Annotated in this window: 17 protein-coding genes and 1 tRNA gene; 10 read left to right on the top strand and 8 right to left on the bottom strand. The window is 62.2% G+C overall.

All coding sequences use genetic code 11. The features are described 5' to 3' along the window. Together KRX51_RS00915 and nth are read right to left on the bottom strand one after the other, a co-directional pair. Complete coding sequence (locus KRX51_RS00915) at window positions 1-675, bottom strand: TlpA disulfide reductase family protein (protein ID WP_218361087.1); 675 nt, start codon at window positions 673-675, stop codon at window positions 1-3. Then, entirely contained in the window at window positions 672-1,424 is a 753-nt protein-coding gene (nth, locus tag KRX51_RS00910) for an endonuclease III (protein ID WP_255549410.1), read from the bottom strand. The genes KRX51_RS00915 and nth overlap by 4 nt, the downstream gene beginning before the upstream one ends. Before the next feature lie 322 nt (window positions 1,425-1,746). Between nth and KRX51_RS00905 the strand changes: the two genes are divergently transcribed. After that, entirely contained in the window at window positions 1,747-2,430 is a 684-nt protein-coding gene (locus KRX51_RS00905; RefSeq protein ID WP_370624956.1) for a Crp/Fnr family transcriptional regulator, read from the top strand. A 129-nt stretch (window positions 2,431-2,559) separates the two neighbouring features. Here KRX51_RS00905 and KRX51_RS00900 read toward each other — a convergent pair whose 3' ends face one another. Genes KRX51_RS00900 through KRX51_RS00890 form a run of 3 tightly spaced genes read right to left on the bottom strand, consistent with a single transcriptional unit; the run spans window position 2,560 to window position 4,044 of the window. Next, window positions 2,560-3,375, bottom strand: a complete 816-nt coding sequence (locus KRX51_RS00900; protein ID WP_218361085.1) for an MBL fold metallo-hydrolase — start codon at window positions 3,373-3,375, stop codon at window positions 2,560-2,562. A 40-nt stretch (window positions 3,376-3,415) separates the two neighbouring features. Further along, on the bottom strand, window positions 3,416-3,871 hold the full coding sequence (locus tag KRX51_RS00895) for a RidA family protein (protein WP_218361084.1): 456 nt from the start codon (window positions 3,869-3,871) through the stop codon (window positions 3,416-3,418). A gap of 2 nt (window positions 3,872-3,873) precedes the next feature. Further along, entirely contained in the window at window positions 3,874-4,044 is a 171-nt protein-coding gene (locus KRX51_RS00890) for a DUF4177 domain-containing protein (protein ID WP_218361083.1), read from the bottom strand. A 91-nt stretch (window positions 4,045-4,135) separates the two neighbouring features. On the opposite strand from KRX51_RS00890, the gene KRX51_RS00885 reads away from it, so the two are divergent. Both KRX51_RS00885 and KRX51_RS00880 read left to right on the top strand, forming a co-directional pair. Then, window positions 4,136-5,068 (top strand): ArsA-related P-loop ATPase, encoded by a 933-nt coding sequence (locus KRX51_RS00885; protein ID WP_370624953.1) that lies wholly within the window; start codon window positions 4,136-4,138, stop codon window positions 5,066-5,068. After that, entirely contained in the window at window positions 5,065-6,123 is a 1,059-nt protein-coding gene (locus KRX51_RS00880) for an ArsA-related P-loop ATPase (protein ID WP_218361081.1), read from the top strand. The genes KRX51_RS00885 and KRX51_RS00880 overlap by 4 nt, the downstream gene beginning before the upstream one ends. 8 nt (window positions 6,124-6,131) lie before the next feature. Here the strand turns inward: KRX51_RS00880 and KRX51_RS00875 are convergent, their stop codons facing one another. Next, entirely contained in the window at window positions 6,132-6,482 is a 351-nt protein-coding gene (locus tag KRX51_RS00875) for a WhiB family transcriptional regulator (protein WP_218361080.1), read from the bottom strand. 313 nt (window positions 6,483-6,795) lie between these two features. Here KRX51_RS00875 and KRX51_RS00870 point away from each other — a divergent pair, with 313 nt between their 5' ends. Then, the gene (locus tag KRX51_RS00870) at window positions 6,796-9,165 is read left to right on the top strand and encodes a transglycosylase domain-containing protein (protein ID WP_370624952.1); all 2,370 of its coding nucleotides are present in this window, start codon (window positions 6,796-6,798) and stop codon (window positions 9,163-9,165) included. A gap of 21 nt (window positions 9,166-9,186) precedes the next feature. On the opposite strand, the gene KRX51_RS00865 is transcribed toward KRX51_RS00870, so the two are convergent. Further along, the gene (locus KRX51_RS00865; protein WP_218361079.1) at window positions 9,187-9,645 is read right to left on the bottom strand and encodes a GatB/YqeY domain-containing protein; all 459 of its coding nucleotides are present in this window, start codon (window positions 9,643-9,645) and stop codon (window positions 9,187-9,189) included. A gap of 133 nt (window positions 9,646-9,778) precedes the next feature. Here KRX51_RS00865 and KRX51_RS00860 point away from each other — a divergent pair. After that, a tRNA-Pro gene (locus tag KRX51_RS00860) sits at window positions 9,779-9,855 on the top strand. A gap of 85 nt (window positions 9,856-9,940) precedes the next feature. On the opposite strand, the gene KRX51_RS00855 is transcribed toward KRX51_RS00860, so the two are convergent. Continuing rightward, complete coding sequence (locus KRX51_RS00855) at window positions 9,941-11,389, bottom strand: hypothetical protein (protein WP_218361078.1); 1,449 nt, start codon at window positions 11,387-11,389, stop codon at window positions 9,941-9,943. A gap of 238 nt (window positions 11,390-11,627) precedes the next feature. On the opposite strand from KRX51_RS00855, the gene KRX51_RS00850 reads away from it, so the two are divergent. The 5 genes from KRX51_RS00850 to KRX51_RS00830 are packed head-to-tail and all read left to right on the top strand — an operon-like array spanning window position 11,628 to window position 17,350. Continuing rightward, window positions 11,628-14,609: a DUF4040 family protein gene (locus KRX51_RS00850; RefSeq protein WP_370624951.1), complete on the top strand. Its 2,982-nt coding sequence runs from the start codon at window positions 11,628-11,630 to the stop codon at window positions 14,607-14,609. Then, the gene (locus KRX51_RS00845; RefSeq protein WP_218362193.1) at window positions 14,609-15,052 is read left to right on the top strand and encodes a sodium:proton antiporter; all 444 of its coding nucleotides are present in this window, start codon (window positions 14,609-14,611) and stop codon (window positions 15,050-15,052) included. The genes KRX51_RS00850 and KRX51_RS00845 overlap by 1 nt, the downstream gene beginning before the upstream one ends. A gap of 14 nt (window positions 15,053-15,066) precedes the next feature. Continuing rightward, on the top strand, window positions 15,067-16,584 hold the full coding sequence (locus tag KRX51_RS00840; protein WP_370625040.1) for a monovalent cation/H+ antiporter subunit D family protein: 1,518 nt from the start codon (window positions 15,067-15,069) through the stop codon (window positions 16,582-16,584). After that, window positions 16,581-17,063 carry a Na+/H+ antiporter subunit E gene (locus KRX51_RS00835; RefSeq protein WP_218361075.1) on the top strand — a complete coding sequence of 161 codons (483 nt, stop codon included), beginning with the start codon at window positions 16,581-16,583 and terminating at the stop codon, window positions 17,061-17,063. Before KRX51_RS00840 ends, KRX51_RS00835 begins: the two co-directional genes overlap by 4 nt. Then, the gene (locus KRX51_RS00830) at window positions 17,063-17,350 is read left to right on the top strand and encodes an MnhF protein (protein WP_218361074.1); all 288 of its coding nucleotides are present in this window, start codon (window positions 17,063-17,065) and stop codon (window positions 17,348-17,350) included. The genes KRX51_RS00835 and KRX51_RS00830 overlap by 1 nt, the downstream gene beginning before the upstream one ends. The last annotated feature ends 1 nt before the right edge of the window (window position 17,351 follow it).

The raw sequence follows: 17,351 nt of genomic DNA, 5'->3' as shown, positions 1-17,351 counted from the left end.
CTACCCCAGGGCTTCGGCGACGGCGGCATCAACGTCGGCAGTTGAAGTAAAAGCGCTGGGCAAGATGGCGGCGACAGTTGCGTCGGCGTTGATAATCACGGTGACCGGCAGAACTCGGGGCAGCCCGAGTGCAGGTCCGGTGACATCCGCACTGTCCTGGTAGGACGGCAGCCCGACGCCGAGGTCGCGCAGCAGGGCCGCCCCGCGTGCCGGTGAGGTGCTTTGTTGCACCCCGACCACGGTGATGTCGGGATTGGCTCGCGACCACTCTTCGAGCACGGGCAGCTCTTCGCGGCAGGCTACGCAATTCCACGCCCAGAACGTGATGATGGCTGGCTGACCGGCCAGTGCTTCGGCGAGGTCGATGGGTTCTTGGTCAGTGCCCAGGCATGGCACTTTCACCCCCACCAGAGGGCTATTAGGGCTGGCAGCACCGGCTGCGATGGTGTCCGCACCGGTGGGGCAGGCGGGTCGGGCTTCAATATCGGCGATGGCCGGGGCGTCGGTGCTATCGCCCTGGCTGTCCTGGCCGATGGTGATAACCCCGGTAGTGGATAGGGCAAACCAGATCAGCACGATGGTGCCGAGAATGCCGACGGCGGCAACAGCGATCCACCAGCGGCCGGATACCTCGTCCTCGCTGTACGGGGCGGGCTGTGGGGTTGGCGAACTCATGAGGCGGCCTCCGCAGTGGTCGTGGTGGGTTCGCCGAGGGCATCGGCGATACCGGCGAGGTCGAAAAGATGCTGACGGTCATCGGATTTCACCAGCTTGGCGGCTGCATCGATCTCTGCGGGGCCAGCCAGCCCGAAGGAGGGGCAATCCGCGGCGAGGAAACAGGCTCCGCAGGCGGCCCGGCGGGAGTGACAAATCCGTCGGCCATGCCAGATGAGCCGGTGCGAGAACCAGGTCCACTGGGGTTTTTCGATGATCTCCATCATCTCGCGCTCCACCTGGACAGGGTCTTCCTTTTCGGTCAGCCCAAGCCGGCGCACAAGACGACCGAAATGCGTATCGACGGTCAGGCCGGGCACCCCGAAGGCATTTCCGAGCACAACATTGGCGGTTTTGCGGCCTACCCCGGATAGTTTCACCAGTTCGTCGAGGGTATTCGGCACGCGCCCGCCGTGGTTTTCGGTTACTGCGGTGGCGAACCCAATGAGGTTATTGGCCTTGGCCCGGTAAAAGCCGGTGGACCGGATGACTTCTTCGAGTTCCCGGATATCGGCTTTGGCGAGGCTGGGGGCGTCGGGCCAGCGTCGGAAAAGCTCAGGGGTGACCATATTGACCCGTTTATCGGTGCACTGTGCAGACAGCACGGTGGCGACGGTGAGCTCGTAGGGGTTGCGGAAGGTCAGTTCGCAGTGCGCGTCGGGGTAGGCCGCTGCCAGGGTGCGGTTGATACGTCGGGCGCGGCGGACCATACCGAGGTGGGTTTCTTTTCCCTTTGCTGCTGGGTGTGCGCCGGGGTTGCGTCGGGTGGTCGATGTCAGTGTGCCCGTTGGCACCACCGGCTGCGGAACTTCTGCCTGGGCAGGGTTCGGGGTGGGGTCGGGCGCGCTCATGTGGGACATCCTAACGGGCGGGTGGACATTGGTTGGGGTGAGCACAAACTGACTAACTAAGGGAAAAGTGACGTATCTAACGCGCGCGCCCGGTGACGTCTGTACGATTACTCCAGTGAGGGTGCTGCTCATCACAAGTGTGATGTAGTGAGCATGCAACAACAAGAATGGAGCAGTACTAGTGGACGATGTGCACAAAATCCTGTCTCGCGCAGGTGTGTTCCAGGGTGTAGACCCTGATGCGGTCGCCAGCCTTCTCGGTGAACTGGAAACTGTGCGCTTCCCCCGTGGCACCACGATTTTCAATGAGGGAGATCCTGGTGACCGGCTCTACATCATTATTGACGGCAAGGTGAAGCTCGCCCGGCACGCCCAGGACGGTCGGGAGAACCTGCTGACCATCATGGGCCCGTCGGATATGTTCGGCGAGCTGTCTATCTTCGACCCAGGTGCTCGTACGTCTTCGGCGATCTGTGTCACTGAGGTCACCGCGGCAACAATGAACTCCGAGTTGCTCAATAATTGGGTCGATTCGCACCCGGGTATTTCTTCACAGTTATTGCGCATGCTTGCCCGACGGTTGCGCCGCACCAATAACGCCCTGGCAGATCTCATCTTCACCGACGTGCCCGGCCGTGTCGCCAAGGCCCTATTGGGGCTGGCGAATCGCTTTGGCCAGCAGGAAGGCCCGAATCTGCGCGTCACCCACGATCTGACGCAGGAGGAGATCGCGCAGCTGGTTGGTGCCTCCCGGGAGACCGTTAATAAGGCCCTGGCCGAGTTTGCGCATCGTAAGTGGATTCGGATTGAGGGTAAGTCGGTGCTGATTACCGACGCTGAGCGGTTGGCAAAGCGCGCCCGCTAGCCACCCGCTAACCCCGCGCTTGCCCCCGTCAACGCGCACTAAACGCAGAACACCGGCGACCCCGATAGCAATGGGGTCGCCGGTGTTCTGCGTGCCGTGGGCTTATCGGCCTGGTGTGCGCTAGCGGGCCTATTCGCCGTTTTGGGCGAGGTAGCGCAGCGCTACTCGGGTGGATTGTTCGGCGGCGTGGCGCAGGACGGGGTCTACGTCGGTGTAGATCTCGTCGACAATCTGGTTGACGCTTGCGTCAGCACCGAGTTTGGCTTTTGCGTCGCGGACTTGCTGGAGGCGTAGCTCGCGGCGCTCGATGTATTTCTGGGTCATCACGGTGATGTCGGGCAGGTCTTCACCGTGGCCGGGCAGCAGGCGCACCCCCTTGCCGCGGGCGTCGAGCTTGCGCAGCGATTCCATGTACTCACCAAGGTCACCGTCGGTTTCGCTGATGGTGGTGGTGTGCCGGCCGGCGATGGAACCGCCGGTGAGGATGCCTTCGACGTCATCGCTGCCGTCGCTGGTGTGCACGAAGAAACACACGGAGTCGGAGGTGTGGCCGGGGGTGGCCACGACCTCAACCTGGGGGGTAATGCCGTCGAGGATGATGCGCTCGCCGTCGGTGAGCGGTTCCTCCCCGGAACTGCAGTAGGCCTTATCGACTGCGCGCACTGGTGCGCCGGTGATTTGCCGGAAGCGCTGGGCGCCGTCGGCATGGTCGGGGTGTCGGTGGGTCAGGAGGATAAGTGCGACGTCACCGGCTTGGGAATGGAGCACATTGAGGTGTCCTTCGTCTTCCGGGCCGGGGTCGACAACAATGCTGCGTTGGTCGCCCTCGGCGCGAATGACGTAGGAGTTAGTACCTTCAAGCGCCGTGTAGCTGGGGTTGGCGCACAGGACTACGCCAACGGAATCGCTAATCGGCCGCAACTGGCTATAGGCGGGATGCTGCATAACACCATTCTAAGCCCCCGCGGCGGACAAACAGGGTGTCTTACTTAAACCGCGCGATAACTTCTATTTCCAGCGGGGCATTGAGCGGCAGGTCGGATACCCCCACGGCGGACCGGGCGTGCTTTCCGGCCTCGCCGAAAATCTCGCCGAAAAGTTCGGATGCGCCGTTGATGACGCCCGGCTGGCCTTGGAAGCCCGGCGCGGAGGAGACGAAACCCACGACCTTGACGATCTGGTCGATTGCGTCCAGTCCCACCACAGAGTCGATGGCCGCTAGGGCGTTAAGCGCTGCGGTGCGGGCGAGGTCTTTGGCGGTTTCGGGGTCGACGTCGGCTCCGACGCGGCCGGTGACAGCTAGTTCGCCGTTGACGAAGGGCAACTGCCCGGAGGTGTGTACCAGGTCCCCGGTGGCGACTGCGGGCACGTAGTCAGCCACGGGGGCGGCGACATTGGGCAGCGTGATGTCGAGTTCGGTGAGTCGGTCGGTCCAGCTCATGTTTATTCTCCTTCCTCGGGCACGGGGCGCTTGAGGTAGGCGACGTGTTGTTCGCCGGTGGGGCCGGGCAGGACGGAGACGAGTTCCCAGCCGTCGATGCCCCAGGAGTCGAGGATTTGTTTGGTTGCGTGCGTCAGCAGCGGAACGGTTGAGTATTCCCACTTAGTAGTCATGTCGACGAGGATAACGCGGCGCGGCCTGCCCTGGCCCGGCTACGGTGGTGGCGTGGAACACGCGGGAGAGTCTAGGGCCGGTTCGGGTGGCGTGGCTGAGATCCATGTGGTCACCGGTAAGGGCGGTGCGGGTAAGTCGACGGTGTCGGTTGCGTTGGCTTTAGCCTTGGCTGCCGGTGGGCGTCGGGTTTTGCTTGCCGACGTGGAGGGTCGCCGTCCGGCGGTGGCGCCGCTGGGGCTTGCGGGGTTGCCGGAGCAGCCGGAGCAGATTGCGCATGCCGACGGCGGCGGCGTTGTGTGGGGTTGCGCTCAGCCGGCGGAGGCGGTGCTGGAGGGCTATTTGCGGACTAATGTGGCCTCGGCGGTGGCGGTTGCTGCTGCCCGTCGGTTTGGGGTGACGGATTTTGCGACGTCTATTGCCCCTGGTCTGAAGGATGTGCTGCAGTCGGGTTTTGTTGTGCACGAGGCGCAGTCGGGCGGTTGGGACGCGGTGGTTGTTGATGCCCCGCCGACGGGCCGGGTGGGCCGGTTTTTGGATGTGACGCGGGCGTTGACTGATATTGCCACCTCGGGCCCGATTCATCGTCAGGCGCAGGATACTGCCCGGTTTTTGCGTTCTGAGTACACCCAGGTGCATTTGGTGACTCTTGCCGAGCAGTTGCCGGTGGAGGAAACCTTGGAGGCGGTGGCTGAGTTGGGCGGGATGGGCCTGCGTTTGGGTCATGTTGTGGTCAACCAGGTGCTTTCCGACGCTGTGGGCGACGCGGCCCGGTATGCCGCGGCTCATCATGAAGCGGCCGCTGCGGCAGCTAGTGCACGGTTGGGTGCTGAGGTGGTGGCTGGTTTATTCGATGAGCTTGCTGATGTGTCTGCCCGCAGTGAACAGGAGCGGGTGGCTTTAGCGGCGCTGGATGCTGGGTGGTCTGGCCCGGTGGTGCATCTGCCGGCGAAGACGGGCGGTGTCTCCACGGAGGATTTATATGACCTTGTCGATGATCTTGGGCCCCTGGGAGGTCAGCGATGAATGCTGCTGGTGATGCGCGGGTCATTGTGTTGGTCGGCCCGGGTGGGGTGGGTAAGACCACGGTGTCGGCGGGTTTGGCTGTGGGCTTGGCCCAGTCGGGTGCGCGCACCTTGGTGCTGACTATTGATCCTGCTAAGCGGTTGGCTCAGGCTTTAGGCCTTGCTGAGCTGGGTGGGGAGCCTGTTGCGGTGCCGGGAGTGGCGAATTTATCGGCGTTGATGTTGGACCAGCAGCAGCGGTTCCGTCAGCTGATGGCCCGTTCTGGTGCTGCGGAGCTGGCTGATAATCCGGTGGCGCAGACGGTGGCCCGGAGTTTCGGTGGCCTGCAGGAATACCTGGCGATGGATTTGTTGGCGGAGCTGTATGCGCAGCAGTGGGATGTCATTGTGGTGGATACTCCCCCGGCCCAGAATGCGCTGGATTTTTTGGATAGTGCTGAGCGGATGGGGCGGCTTTTGGGGCACCCATTGATGCGGGTGTTGACGGGTTCGACCTCTGTTGTTGGTGCCGGGGTGGAGTTATTGGGCCGCATTGTGGGTTCTGGTGTGTTGCGCAGTGCGGCGGAGTTTGCGCGGGTGGTGAGCCCGGTGGCCAATGATGTGTTGGCCCGTTCTCGTCGGATGCGTCAGGCTTTGGCTGAGCGCGGCGAGTTTGTGGTGGTTACGGCCCCGATGGTGGATTCATTGCGGGAGGCTCGAGAGATGTCGGAGTCGTTGACTGCGCAGGGTATTGCTCCGCGCGCGGCGATTGTGAACCGGCTGCACCCGGTGAGCCCGGCATTGGTGGATGCTGCTGGGCTAGCCGACGCTGATGTCGCTAGCGCTGGTTCTGCAGCTGATGGCGGCGATGAGGCGTTGGCGGCGCTGCTTGCGGTGCACCGCTTTCGGGTGGTTCTGGCGCGGGCGGAACAAAAGCAGCTGAGCCGGTTTCGGCGCTGGTTGCCGAAGTTGCCGATCACGACTGTGCCGGCGGTGCGCGGCGGCATCGGCTGCACCGATGACCTGCGTGATGTAGCTGCCGCCGCGTTGCCTGCTATTGCCGATGAGGTCGGCTAGCGGGTGGGTTAGTGCACGCCTTGGGCGCGTGCGGTCTGGGCGGCGTAGAAGTCCGCCCAGCTGGTGATTTCGGGGTGTTCGCGCAGCAGGGCGCGGCGTTGGCGTTCGGTGAGGCCACCCCACACGCCGTATTCGACTTCATTGTCGAGGGCGTCGGCGCGGCATTGCAGTACCACGGGGCAGTGTCGACAAATGACAGCTGCTTGACGCTGGGCGGCGCCGCGGACGAAAAGTTCGTCGGGGTCTACGTCCCGGCATTTTGCGTGGGTGATCCACTCTTGTCGGTCTCGAAAGCTATCGGGACCGAGTTCGTCGGGATCACCGGAGCCCATTGCGTGTGGGGAGAGGGTGGCGGTCATCGGACGGTCCTCCTGGGGTACCGCGTACATGGCTGGAGCGAACAGGACAGGTGCCGTAACCCCCGAGGTGTGGGGATAGTCGCACGTGATGCTTCGGCCAGGTCAGTGGCCAATAACAGTGAAAAGGATTCTTTGCACCGTCTCTGTTTTGCGTGTAAGTCTAATCACACATTTTTATTCATGTCTAATGGGTCACATTTGGGGGCAATTTCAGCATCCGTCACGCCGATTAGATATAGACAACTACAGCTTTTCCGCGAAGAAATCACCGCACCCTACTGAGCCTGAGGTTGCCTCCAGTAGGATTTAGCCCGTGAATACGGCACGACACCTGGTGACCTTGATTGTCGCCACAGCGCTTGGCGGACTACTGATGTCCAGTGCGCTGTTCCCGGCAGTAGGCGTAGGTGGCCACGCCCTGGTGCGCACCCTTGATGCCATCGAAGACTCCTCCCGCTCCCTCACCTCTGGTGACGCCCCTGAGATCAGCACCATCACCGACGTCAATGGCGAACCGATGGCCTGGATCTATGAGCAGCGGCGAGTAACTGTCGACGGTTCCCAGATCTCCCAAGCCATGAAGGACGCGATCGTGGCTATTGAGGACCGCCGATTCTGGGAACACTCCGGCGTGGACTGGCAGGGCACTGCCCGCGCACTGGTGACCAATGTGCGCTCCGGCGAGGTCCAGCAGGGTGCGTCCACCATCGAGCAGCAGTTCATTAAGAACCATGCGCTGCTCGTCGAAGCTAAAACCGATGCGGAGCGCCGCAAGGCGGTGGCTACTGACTATGGCCGTAAGCTGCGCGAGATCCGGATCGCCCAGGACCTTGAGCAGACCATGACCAAGGATGAGGTGCTTACCGGCTACCTCAATTTGGTGCCTTTCGGCAACGGCGCGTTCGGTGTGGAAGCAGCAGCTCAGACCTACTTCGGGATTCCCGCCGCCGAGCTTTCTATCGCCCAGGCGGCGTTATTGGCCGGCATGGTGCAGCAGACTTCCGGGCTGGACCCTTATGCCAATCCGGCTGGTGCGCTGGACCGGCGCAATGCGGTATTGGCCGCGATGGCGGCTACCGGAGCGGTGCCCCAGGAGCAGATCGACCAGGCCAGCAATGAGCCTTTGGGGGTGTTGCCGGAGCCGAACCGGATTCCGCAGGGGTGTATCACCGCTGGTGACCGTGGTTTCTTCTGTGATTATGTGGTCGATTGGCTCAACCGGCATGGCCTGGATACTCAGGAGCTCGCCCGGGGCGGCTACCAGGTGCGCACCACCTTGGACCCCAGGGTGCAGGAGTCCATCCAGAATGCGGTGCGCGCGAATGCGGACCCACGGGCTGAGGGTGTCGCCGAGGTGATGAATGTTATTGAGCCCGGCGAAGATTCACGTCGGGTGTTGGCGATGGCTTCTTCCCGCGCATACGGGCTGAATATGGAGGAAAAACAGACCGTGCAGCCGCAGCCGTGGGCGATGCTTGGCAATGGTGCTGGTTCGGTCCATAAGATTTTCGCCGCTACCGCTGCCGTTGAGCGCGGCATGGGCATTGAGGCAACCCTGGACGTGCCGAAGCGCTATGAGGCCTCCGGTCTGGGTGAAGGTGGAGCGGACAACTGCCCGCCGGGGAAATACTGTGTGGAAAACACCGGTAGCTATAAGTCGAAAATGACGCTTACCGACGCCTTGGCCCAGTCCCCCAATACTGCTTTTGTGATCCTGGCGGAAAAAGTTGGGGTGCCCGCTGTTGTTGATGCCGCAGTGCGACTGGGCTTGCGTTCCTACACTGACCCCGGCACTTTCGACGGCGAATCCAGTATCGCTGACTATGTGCGCGACAATCAGCTGGGTTCTTTCGTGCTGGGTCCCACCCCGGTTCGCGCCTTGGAGTTAGCCAATGTCGGCGCCACCTTGGCCTCCGATGGGCGCTGGTGTGAACCCAACCCCATCGACGCCATCACCACTAAAGACGGCGATCCGGTGCCGTTGGATGTGCCTGACTGTGAGGACGCGGTTGATAAAGACGTAGCGCGGGCTGTCGCCCAGGCTTTGAGCAAGGACGTCACCGACGGCACTGCGAAAGACGCGGCGGAAAATGCGGGCTGGTCCGGTGGGCTGGCGGCAAAGACCGGCACTACCGAATCGCACCAGTCCGCCGCCTTCCTGGGCTTTACCAAGGGGCTTGCTGCCTCGACGTACGTGTACAACGATTCCACCACTACCCGGGAGCTGTGCAGTTCCCCGCTGCGCCAGTGCGCAAAGGGGGACCTGTTTGGCGGCAAGGAGCCGGCACGCACCTGGTTCGCCGGCATTAAGCCCATCATCGGTGATTTCGGCGGCCCGGGTTTGCTCGAGATGAATGATGACTATAAGTCCAACACTGCTGGCATTCCCGACGTGGTGGGCCTCGATGAGGATGACGCCACCGAGATCCTGGAGGATGCCGGGTTTACGGTGCGTCGCACCTGGGTGTCTGAGACTGGCCGCCCCCGCGGCGAGGTGCACGATATCGCCAACCGTGAGTCGGTGATTCGCGGCGGCACGGTGGTCATTGCGGTCTCTGATGGCACTGACCCGCCGGCCCCCGAGCCGGAGCCGGTCGATGCTTTCGAGGACCTGCCCGAAAGTATCGATATTCCCGGTTTCGGCGAGATCCCGCTGCCGCGGAGCGATAACGACGGCGAGTAGTTCTGCCTGTTCTGCGACTAGCTACTGCTGCAGGCGCGCCCGAACTGCCTCGGAGAGGCGGCGGCCGTCGGCGCGGCCTGCTGCGCGGTCTTTCGCCAGAGACATGACCTGGCCCATTTTCGCCATCGCTGGTTCGTCGCCGCAGACTTCGGTCACGGCGTTGTCGACGAGTTCGCTGAGTTCAGCGTCGTCAAGCTGGGCCGGCTGGTAGCGGGCGAAAACCTCGGCTTCTGCTTCTTCTTTCTCGGCGAGTTCGGCGCGGCCGGCGTCGCGGTAGGTGTCCGCTGACTCGCGGCGCTTTTTCACTTCCCGCTCGATGACGCGCAGCACATCGGCGTCGGTGAGTTCATGCTTGGCGCCGGAGACCTCTTCGGTCTGGATGGCGGCTTTGAGCATGCGCAGCGCGGACAAGGTTTCCTTATCGCGTGCCTTCATGGCGGTCTTCATATCCGAAACGATGGTGTCTTTAAGTTCGCTCATGATGTTCAGACTACGTCGCACAGGAGCTATCAGCGGCACATCGGCGCTACTGTGTGCATGAAAACGTGCGATACAGCCTGCGGTTTTGGCGTTTGGGCGATACCGGGGTTAATGTGTTCCTCGTTGCTTTTACCGGGGTATGGCGCAGCTTGGTAGCGCGCTTCGTTCGGGACGAAGAGGCCGTGGGTTCAAATCCCGCTACCCCGACCAGTACAAAAATGTCCTCGCAAGATTCTTGCGAGGACATTTTTGTGTGCCTGGACAGCACCCGCGCCCGGGGCTGCGATAGCCGCTGCTAGGTGCTTGGCTCGAATTCTTCGGTGTCGGCCTCATCGTCATAGCGGTGCGCGGAGGCGTCCTGTGCGCTGCGGTTGCGTCCGGTCATGACAATCCCGGCGGCACTGCACCCGGCAACGGCCACGAGGACTCCAAGCGGCCAGGCCCAGTGGTCGGCGGCTGCGCCGGTCAGTACTGCGTTCATTGCTGCTGCCTGGTGGTGTGCGGGCAGCAGAGCCGCCGCCGCGCTCCAGGCGGTCGAGCCGGCATCGGTGGCGGCAAGGCGCCAGGCGTAGCCCACCACTGCGGCTTGGCCGATAATGCCGGCCATCACAATAACCGGGGCGGCGGGGCCTGCGATGGCGCGTAGGGCGGCGGTGAGCAGTGCGGTACTGGCTGCGGCGGTGAGCATGATGAGGGCGACTGCGGCCATCTGGGAGGCAGTTGTTGTGGTTAGTACTGCGGCAAGTGCTGCAATACCGACAGCGGAAATGCCCAGCACGCCCAGCACGGTGTTTCCCACACGGTCGGCAGTGGTTGCCCCGCGCCCCCATAGGGTCCACCCGGCTACTGCGGCTAGGAGCAGCACCGCCAGCAGGGATGCCATGGCGGCGATACCGGGAGTGAAGGTGGTGCCGGGGGTGTCGGTGGTATCAGTCGGCGCGGTGGCTGAGTCCGGGGTGGCGTTGGTCTGGCTGAGTGCCTGCTGGGCGGCTGCGATATCGGCGCTGAGTGCGGTGGCTTTGTCCCGGATTTCCTTATGTCCCTTTTCCAGCTCGGTGAGTCCGTTGGCGAGCTGGCCGGAGCCTTCGGTGGCCTGTTGCACTCCTGCGGAATAAGGCCCGTTGACTTGGTTGGTGATTTCCCGGGCACCATTGCGCACTTTGCCTAGTTCGGTGTCCATGGCTTCGAAGTCGGCGACGTCGAGTTGACGTTCCAGCGATTCGATATCGGCGATGGCGGCTTCTGCGTTGGGGTCATCGGAGGCGGCCAGTGATTCCCGGGCTCGTTGTGCAGCGACCTTGACTTGTCCTGCGGCCACGGCTGCCAGGGAGAGCCCTCCGGTGGCGGTTTCCACTCCGTCGGCGAGCTGGTTGGCGCCTGCGCCTAGTTGGCCTGTGCCGGCTTGGATTTCTTTCATGCCGCTGGCGAGTTCGGTGGAGCCGTCACTGAGTTCGGTTATGCCGCCGCCGGCTTTGTCCAGGCCGGTGTTGAGGAATGCGGCGCCGACTTTGGCTCGGCCGAGTGCCTGATTGAGTTCGTGGAGCGCGACTGTGGTCTCGTTGGTCGCCGGTGTCTCATTATTCGGTTCGGGCGTAGCTGTTGGTGGCCGTAGCGCGCCGATTCCCGCAGCGGCACAGACCGCGGCGATGATGAGGGGTAGCACGGCTGCGGCGATGAGTCCGACGCGGGCGGCGCCGCGTCTGTGTGGTGGGGTGTCGGGGTGCTGAGCTGTGGGCGCGGACATGGTTATCAGCCTAAATGGAAATGTTGTTTGCTGATGGGTGCCTCGCCGGTGCTGACCGGTGCTGAGCTGGGGCTGAGCTGGTGAGGCGCTGAGCAAACAATCACAATTGCTAATATAAAAGCTAAGACTTGTGAGGCTTTTGCCTCATCCGCGCGCCGCGTTCTGCTGCGTTGCGGTGCCCGCCAGCATCCCGGCTGGTGGTTTGTTCCCGCCCGCGATTTTGGAAAGCGACCCAGCCGTGACTCTTATTAGTGTCCCAGTACTGGTTGCCGTCGCACTGGCGGTCACTCCCGGTGCGGTTCGGCTGCTTGGTCGCCACGCTGGTTGGCCGTTGGTGGCACTGTTTGCCACAGCGGCTTGGCAGTTAGGCCGCCTAGCTCCGGATGTTTTCGGCGGTGTGCCGGTTACCTGGCACGCAACGTGGGCAGCTGATGTGCTGCCTGGTGGTATGAGCGCCGATTTCTCGTTGCAGCTTGACCCGTTGTCCTTCGTTTTTGCGATGTTGGCGCTGGTCATTGGTTCTGTGGTGTTCATCTACTCAGTGTCGTACCTGCATGAGGGTGACGGCATCATGAGTTTTTATGTCCTCATGACCGGCTTCATGTTGGCGGTGCTGCTGTTGGTGCTTGCCGACGATGTGGTCTTGCTCTTTATTGCCTGGGAGCTGGTCAGTCTTGCCTCGTTCATGCTCATTGCCCGTTCGGGTTCGGGCGGCGAGGACGGCGCGATGCGCACTTTGCTGCTCACCTTCACTGGTGGTTTGTTGCTGCTGGCGGGCCTGGGCCTTGCCGTGTGGGCTACTGGTACGACGGACCTTACGGCGATGTTGTCGTCGACGGTGTGGGATGACAAGCCACTGTTCGCTGCGCTGGTTGGTGTGCTTATTGCCTTCGCTGCGTTCTCGAAGGCGGCTCAGTTCCCGTTCCATCCGTGGTTGCCTGAGGCGATGGCTGCGGCCACCCCGGTGTCTGCATTCCTGCACGCCGCTGCGGTGGTGAAGGCCGGTATTTACCTGTTGCTGCGGTTTTCGACGGCTTTCCATGCTGTTCCGGCCTGGCAGGTCACGCTCATTGTGGTGGGCATGGGCACTGCGGTAGCTACTGCGGTGTTCGCTATCCAGCAGACCGATATTAAGCGCCTTACTGCGTATTCGACGGTGTCTCAGCTTGGCTGGATTGTGGCGACCATTGGTGTGGGCACCCACTTCGCCATCATGGCTGCGGTGGTGCACACCTTGGCCCACGCGATGTTCAAGTCCTCGTTGTTCATGCTGGCTGGTGTGGTGGATCACCAGGCCGGTACCCGCGATATGCGTCGTCTTGGCCCGCTGTGGCGCCGGATGCCGTGGACTTTTGGTGCCATGGTCATCGGTGCGGCCTCGATGGCTGCGGTGCCGCCGACGTTTGGCTTCATGTCGAAGGAAGGCATGCTTGAGGCGTTCACTGAGGCTCCGCTGAGCGGGGCTGGTGTGATTGTGTTGCTGCTGGCTGCTGGTGTGGGTGCGCTGGCGACGTTTACGTATTCGGCTCGTCTGGTGCTGGGTGTGTTCGTCGACGGCCCGCGTGATGTTTCGGATGTGCGCGAGGCCCCCGCTTCCCTGTTGATTCCGGCCGCATTGCCCGGTGTGTTGTCCTTGCCGATTGTTTTCTTCGCGGGCTGGCTGGATAAGCCTTTGGATGAGGTGTCGCAGGCTGTGCTTGGTGGCAACTGGGCGCAGACGCATTTGGCCCTGTGGCATGGGGTGACTGTGCCGCTGCTGATTTCGGTTGCGGTGCTTATCGCCGGCATGGTGCTCATCATTGCCCGCCGTGGCGTCTACCAGGTGGTATTGGAGCGCAAGCTGGTTCCGTTTACTGGTGTGCAGGCCATTGCCGCTGGTGTAAATGCTGCCCGTCGGGTCGGTACGGTGCTGGCCCGCCCTGCGATGTCACATGCTCCGAGCCGCCATTTGGCGCCGCTGTTGGTGCTGCTGGGCACCTATGCCGCCGCTGTTGCGGTGGCCCCGGGTGTGGGCGGGCGCCCCTTGGCCGCGAAGGTCGAAGGCATCGATCAGCTCTCGGACCTCATTCCGTTGGCCGTGGTCATCATTGGTGCCTTGGCGACGGTGCAGGCTCGCAACCGGCTGCAGGCCGCTGTGCTGTTGGGGGTCACGGGTACTGGCGTGACGCTGCAGGTGATCATGTTGGGCGCCCCGGATGTGGCGATGACGCAGTTCATGGTGGAGATCCTCACCGTTGTGTTGATGATGCTGGTGCTGCGCCACCAGCCGCGTGCCTTTACCGAGACCACTGCGGCCCGCCGTGCAGGTGCGGCGCTGGTGGCACTGGCGGTGGGCGCGGCAACCTTTGGTGCGGTGTGGGCCCTGACGGGTCGGCGCGGTAAGTCCGAGATTGCCCAGTGGTACTTGGAGCAGGGCCCGAAGATCACCAATGAAGGCAATGTGGTCAACACCATTTTGGTGGAGTTCCGTGCATTCGACACCATGGGCGAGTTGGCGGTGCTGGGCATGGCTGGTGTGGCGATGGCCGCGGTGGTTGCGTCTATTCCCCGCTGGCCGCATGACCCGGCGATGCCTGGTGAGCTACCGGAGCGTGTGCTCAACGCTTTGCCGATGCAGATGTTGGTGAAGTGGATGGTGCCGTTCTTATTCGCCATTTCCGTGATTGTGCTGTGGCGCGGCGGCAATGAACCCGGTGGTGGCTTCAACGCCGCCCTGTTGGGCGCGTCTGCGTTGATGATGAAGTACTTGGCGCAGCCTGATGACCGGGATTTGTTCCGCCACGAGACCCCGTACTTGCTGTCTGCTGGTGGTGTTCTGATTGCTATTGGTACTGGTTTCCTCGGTTTCGCTAAGGGCTCTTTCCTAGCGCCGCTGCATGGCCACCTGCTGCATCAGCACGTCACTACTGCCCTTATCTTCGACGTCGGTGTGTACCTGGCGGTATTGGGCATTGTGGCTACGGCATTGAACTTCTTGGGTGGGCCTACCCGGCCTGGTTCGGAGAAACCTCACGGCGACTTGGGCCGCGACACGGAGCAGCGCACCGGTATCAACCGCCCGCCGATGCAGGTGGGTACTCGGGGCACGCTCCCCCATGATGTGGCCCTGCCCGATGGTGATGAGGGCGATGAGGAACTGTTCGCGGCGAGCCTTAGCTCGCGGGCCGGCAAGGGTTCGCGTCGGCCTGCTGCGCCGCACTCCCAGGAGGACGATGCGTGATGATTATTGCTTTGATTGCTGCTGTCCTTGCTGGCGCTGGCGCTTATTTGGTGCTGCAGCGCGGCATGGTGCGTCTCATTATTGGCATAACGTTTATTTCCCACGCCGCGAACTTGGTGATCTTGGCCGCCGGTGTCGGCGCCTGGCGCGCCGAACCGCTAATGGGAGAAAGCAGCCCGAATGCTGCTGCTGATCCGCTGCCCCAGGCTTTTGTGCTCACCGCGATTGTGATCACGATGGCGGTCACTGGCTACATGCTGGCTTTGGCGGGCTTGGGCCGTGATGATGACACCCGGGTGGTTGAGGATCATGATGCGAATTCTTTGCTGTCGACTGCGGGGCGTCGCGCCGGTAAGCGAAACCCTGATGAAGGGCTGACCCAGGGCCGGATGCATTCTGCTACTGACGAAGCCACCAACCATGCCGAGGAAGGCGAGCTGTGATGGCCGAATCCACGATCTCTGCCCTGTTGCCGCTTTTTGTGGCGCTGCCGTTGGCGCTGGCTGCTGTTGCTGCGGTGGTGCGCCCACCGGTGGTGCGTGCGGGCCTGTCGATGTTGACCCCGGCTGCGGTAGCAGCCTGCGCTTTTGCCCTGTTGGGTTACACGATGGTCAATGGCCCGGTCGGCCACAGTGTGGGTAATTTCCCCGGTGGTGTGGCAATTCCCTTCGTCGCCGATGCGATGAGCATGTTGATGCTCGCGGCGGTTGGCGTGGTGGTCACCACCGCTAATTGGTTCGCCCAGACCGTGGGTGAGAATTCGTCGCGGTTTTTCGCGTCGCTGACCCTCATGATGCTCGCCGGCGCTGCTGGTGCGTTGCTTACTGCGGACCTGTTCAACTTCTTCGTGTTCATGGAGGTGATGCTGCTGCCTTCCTACGGCCTTATTGCCGTATCGGGCACGTGGCGTCGCCTTGCTGCCGGCCGCTCTTTCGTGCTGGTGAACCTACTGACCTCGACGGTGTTGTTGGTGGGTGTGGCCCTGATTTATGGCGTGACCGGGACGGTGAATATCGCCCAGTTGGCTGGTGTTGCCAGTGGTGGCGGTGCCGGCGCGGTGGCGTTGGGCCTGGTTGTGTTGGCGCTGTGTGTCAAGGCTGGTTTGGTGCCGGCGCATACGTGGTTGCCGCGCACGTACCCCAATACTTCTCCGGCGGTCATGGGCTTGTTCTCTGCGGTGCACACCAAGGTTGCGGTGTACATGCTGATGCGGATCTATGTGGTCATTGTGGACCTTAATCCGGCGTGGCATTGGCCGATTTTGTTGGTGATGGTGGCCTCGATGATGGTGGGTGCCTACGCCGGTATGGCTGAGCGCACGATGCGCGAGATTCTGGCTTACCAGATGGTCAATGGCATGCCCTTCATCCTGATTGTGCTGGCCTTTACCGACGGCGATCCTCGCGCCGCACTGGCTGCCGGTGTGCTCTACGCGGTGCACCATATGGTCACTGTGGGTTCGTTGATTCTGGCTTCTGGTGCGGTGGAGGAAACCTACGGCACCGGTACGTTGACCCGGTTGTCTGGGCTTGCCCGACGTGACCAGCTGGTTGCTTGGGTGATGGCGGCGATGAGCCTTTCGCTTATTGGCTTCCCGCCTTTCTCGGGCATGTGGGGCAAGGTCGCTGTGTTGTTCACTGCCGCGCAGGGTGATGGGCTGCGTTCTGCCCTTGCTATTTCGGCTATCGTCCTGGCCAGTTTGGGCGCGTTGCTGTCGATGGCTCGGTTGTGGCGGGCTGTGTTCTGGGGTCGTCCCATGCAGGGTGTCGCTTCGGATCTGCGTGTTCCCGGTGCCATGGTTGCCCCGTCGGCGATGCTGGCGTGCGTGAGCGTGGCCCTATTTATCGGTGTGGGCTGGGTTTCCCAAGCTACTGGGGCTGCTGCCGACGCGCTGTTGGATATCCCTGGTTATGCCGGAGCGGCACTTGGTAACCCAGCTGACATTATTGGAATGAATCCCGGAGGTACCCAGTGAAGCGAGCGCTACATCTGACTGTGTATGCGGCCTGGCTGGTGGGCCAGGTGATTGCTGCAGCTACTGAAGTAATTCTTGACAATTTCCGTGCTAATCCAAAGCAGCAACCGGTACTGCTTTCGGTGCCGCTGCGAATTACCGACGACGTCAATATTGTCTTGCTGACTGGTTCCATCACGATGACCCCGGGCACGTTGGTGTGTGGGATTAGGGAACTGCCAGAAGGCCGACGGCAACTGTTGGTGCATTGCATCTTCGGCGCCGACGTGGCCGCATTGCGTTCTGATTTTTATGAAATGGAGCAGCGGTTAGTACCTGCGCTTCGCGATGAGCCGTGGCCTGAGGTCACTGTTATTGAGGACTACGACGCGGATCGTTACCCGGATTCTGCCGCTGTTACCGGAACTCAGTACGAAACGAGTTCATCCCGCGACACGGTGGAATCTGCCGATTCTGCTGGAGATGAGGGCACGAAATAATGCACACATTCTTACAGCCGCAAGTAGTGCACGTGGTGGCGATTGCTGGTGTCGTTATTTGCAGCGCGGCTTTCATTATGGCCGCGGCTGCTGCGTCACGAGCACGCGAGAACGTCTCCCGCGCAGTGATGGCTGACGCTGTCTTGTTCGCAATGGTGGGTGTTTTCCTTACCTCGGCCTTGATGCGTGTAACCGCGGTGCGATTCGATATTGCGATGCTCGCTGGCCTGCTGGGTGTTCTTTCTACCGTGGGGTTGGCTCGTGTGCTCACCCGAGGACGGAGGTAGT

The organism is Corynebacterium sp. TAE3-ERU12, assembly GCF_019209905.1.
In the GTDB taxonomy this organism is placed as follows: Bacteria; Actinomycetota; Actinomycetes; order Mycobacteriales; family Mycobacteriaceae; genus Corynebacterium.
Note: the sequence above shows the minus strand (reverse complement) of the source record. Positions and strands in the feature narration are given on the sequence as shown.

Bases quoted from the DNA above. Each gene is read 5' to 3' on its own strand.
- KRX51_RS00915 (WP_218361087.1), bottom strand. From the start codon at position 675: ATGAGTTCGCCAACCCCACAGCCCGCCCCGTACAGCGAGGACGAGGTA.
- nth (WP_255549410.1), bottom strand. From the start codon at position 1,424: ATGGTCCGCCGCGCCCGACGTATCAACCGCACCCTGGCAGCGGCCTAC.
- KRX51_RS00900 (WP_218361085.1), bottom strand. From the start codon at position 3,375: ATGCAGCATCCCGCCTATAGCCAGTTGCGGCCGATTAGCGATTCCGTT.
- KRX51_RS00895 (WP_218361084.1), bottom strand. From the start codon at position 3,871: ATGAGCTGGACCGACCGACTCACCGAACTCGACATCACGCTGCCCAAT.
- KRX51_RS00890 (WP_218361083.1), bottom strand. From the start codon at position 4,044: ATGACTACTAAGTGGGAATACTCAACCGTTCCGCTGCTGACGCACGCA.
- KRX51_RS00880 (WP_218361081.1), top strand. From the start codon at position 5,065: ATGAATGCTGCTGGTGATGCGCGGGTCATTGTGTTGGTCGGCCCGGGT.
- KRX51_RS00875 (WP_218361080.1), bottom strand. From the start codon at position 6,482: ATGACCGCCACCCTCTCCCCACACGCAATGGGCTCCGGTGATCCCGAC.
- KRX51_RS00865 (WP_218361079.1), bottom strand. From the start codon at position 9,645: ATGAGCGAACTTAAAGACACCATCGTTTCGGATATGAAGACCGCCATG.
- KRX51_RS00855 (WP_218361078.1), bottom strand. From the start codon at position 11,389: ATGTCCGCGCCCACAGCTCAGCACCCCGACACCCCACCACACAGACGC.
- KRX51_RS00845 (WP_218362193.1), top strand. From the start codon at position 14,609: ATGATTATTGCTTTGATTGCTGCTGTCCTTGCTGGCGCTGGCGCTTAT.
- KRX51_RS00830 (WP_218361074.1), top strand. From the start codon at position 17,063: ATGCACACATTCTTACAGCCGCAAGTAGTGCACGTGGTGGCGATTGCT.